This window comes from Paracoccus sp. TRP, from assembly GCF_000185925.1.
In the GTDB taxonomy this organism is placed as follows: Bacteria; Pseudomonadota; Alphaproteobacteria; order Rhodobacterales; family Rhodobacteraceae; genus Paracoccus; species Paracoccus kondratievae.
Genome location: NZ_AEPN01000030.1, coordinates 1 through 2,084, shown reverse-complemented (window position 1 = coordinate 2,084; position 2,084 = coordinate 1). Strand labels below are relative to the sequence as shown.

General features: G+C 57.8%; 3 protein-coding genes and 1 pseudogene. 2 read left to right on the top strand and 2 right to left on the bottom strand.

The window, feature by feature from the left end:
• Positions 1–85: 85 nt before the first annotated feature.
• Together PARACOCCUSGL_RS0114750 and PARACOCCUSGL_RS0114745 are read left to right on the top strand one after the other, a co-directional pair.
• A pseudogene (locus PARACOCCUSGL_RS0114750) lies at positions 86–544 on the top strand (transposase); the annotation flags it as partial.
• 50 nt (positions 545–594) lie between these two features.
• Complete coding sequence (locus tag PARACOCCUSGL_RS0114745) at positions 595–1,278, top strand: IS6-like element ISPko6 family transposase (protein WP_010398086.1); 684 nt, start codon at positions 595–597, stop codon at positions 1,276–1,278.
• On the opposite strand, the gene PARACOCCUSGL_RS20685 is transcribed toward PARACOCCUSGL_RS0114745, so the two are convergent.
• Both PARACOCCUSGL_RS20685 and PARACOCCUSGL_RS0114735 read right to left on the bottom strand, forming a co-directional pair.
• Entirely contained in the window at positions 1,279–1,521 is a 243-nt protein-coding gene (locus PARACOCCUSGL_RS20685; RefSeq protein WP_010398084.1) for a transcriptional regulator Xre, read from the bottom strand. It lies immediately after the preceding gene.
• A gap of 156 nt (positions 1,522–1,677) precedes the next feature.
• Positions 1,678–2,084 (bottom strand): IS5 family transposase (locus PARACOCCUSGL_RS0114735; RefSeq protein ID WP_010398082.1); only part of this gene is annotated, 407 nt, incomplete at its 5' end.

Here is a 2,084-nt window from a genome sequence, read left to right as displayed (position 1 = left end):
TGGCTCCGCCATTTGTCAACATGACCTAACACTACTTTGGCAGATTGTGATTTTGGGAATTTTCAAGAGGCAAATTCCCTGATTCATGGGGAGCCAGCTTTTCAGGGGGCTGGCGATGGAAGCGGACTGGCGGAGCGAACTGGATACGTGGCTTGTGCCGTTTGTTGCGGCGTTGCGTAACAAGGCGCGCGGACGGATTTGTCCAGCATACATTGCAGGCCTGATTGGCCCGGGTGATCGTAAGAGCGTGCAGCCGATGGCCGCGCGGGATGGTGAGGTCAGCTACGACCGGTTGCACCATTTCATCGGCAGCGGCGTGTGGGACGAAGCTCCACTGGAGAGGGCGCTGCTCGCCGAGGCTGACCGACAGGTCGGAGGCGAGAATGCCTGGTTGATCATGGACGATACGGCCTTGCCCGAGAAGGGCCATCATTCGGTCGGCGTGGCGCCACAATATGGTTCGGCACTCGGCAAGAACGCCAACTGCCAGACGCTGGTTTCGCTCACCTTGGCAGGCAGTGTCGCAAAGTTTCTGGTTCTTCGATGACCTTTGATATGCCATTGTTTTCGGGTAGTTGGGGAGAGGCTCGGGGCGTGATCGAATTCAAGGGCGTGCATTATCCGAAGTCGGTGATCCTTTACGCGGTGTTCTTTTATGTTCGCTATGCCGTCTCCTATCGTGATCTTGAGGAAATTCTCGGTGAGCGGGGCGTCACGGTAGACCACGCCACGCTGAACCGCTGGGTGGTGAAATTCGCTCCGCTGATCGCCGCGAGGGCACAAGCCAGGAAACGACCGACGGCTAGCTCTTGGCGGATGGATGAAACATACATCAAGGTGAAGGGCCGTTGGTGCTACCTCTATCGCGCTGTGGATCGCGACGGGCAAACGCTCGACTTCATGCTTGCTGAACGGCGCGATCTCACCGCCGCCCGGCGCTTCTTCAAGCAGGCCATAGAAACGCACGGCGTGCCCGAGAGGGTTGTCATCGACAAGAGCGGCGCCAATCTGGCGGGCCTTGAGGCGGTGAACGTGATCCTGAAATTCACCGGCATTGGTCGAATGATCGAGGTCCGGCAGGTCAAGTATCTGAACAACATCATTGAGCAAGACCATCGCTTCATCAAGCGGATCACGCGGCCAATGATGGGCTTCAAGGCCTTCCATTCGGCCATCGCCACAGTCGCCGGGATCGAGACCGCGCACATGATACGCAAGGGGCAGATCCCGGCTAACGGTGCCTCGGCGTTCCAGACCTTTGCGAGGCTCGCTGCATAATTATGTCCAGCGCTCAGACCCTTTCAGACTGTTTGGAAATTTGCGACAAAACCCCCAATCCTTGATGGTTCCGGCGGGCAGGCCATACCGCTTGGCAAACTCCGATTGCGAGAGTTTCAGGCGCTTGCGGATAGCCGCCACGTCGATGGTTTCCGGGACGAAAACGGCGGCAGGTTCCGCGCGGCCTTCTGCGATTGCCAGTGCTTCATGGGCGCTCTGAATAAGTTCTTTTCCGAAGGTCATGCCTTATCCTTTCCTTGTCTGTAGGCATCGGCCAGCTTGGGAAGGACGCGGGCCAGTTCATTCCGTTCGGCTTTCGAGAGGTTGCCCTTCTCGTTCTTCCCGTAGATTGCGAGGGCAAAGACAGGAATATCCCCGCCCCCGAAGTAGGGTCAGGACTCATAACCAATAAATGACGATTGCGGCGAGGGCGATGGCTGAGAGGAAGACCTTTGGGCATCTGTCATATCGGGTTGCCACACGCCGCCAATCCTTGAGCCTGCCGAACATGATCTCGATCCTGTTGCGCCGTTTGTATCGGCGCTTGTCGTACTTCACCGTCATCTTCCGCTGTTTTCGACCAGGGATACACGCCCGTATCCCCTTGTCTTTCAATGCTTCTCTGAACCAGTCGGCGTCATAGCCGCGATCCCCGAGCAACCAATCGACATCCGGCAGGCTGCTCAACAATGCCCGCGCGCCAATGTAGTCGCTGACCTGACCGGCGCTGACGAACAGGTTGAGCGGTCGGCCATGGCTGTCGCAGATGGCGTGCAGCTTGGTGTTCATGCCGCCTTTGGTCCGAC

Excerpts from the sequence above, each read along its gene's own strand:
- PARACOCCUSGL_RS20685 (WP_010398084.1), bottom strand. The coding sequence starts at position 1,521 with ATGACCTTCGGAAAAGAACTTATTCAGAGCGCCCATGAAGCACTGGCA.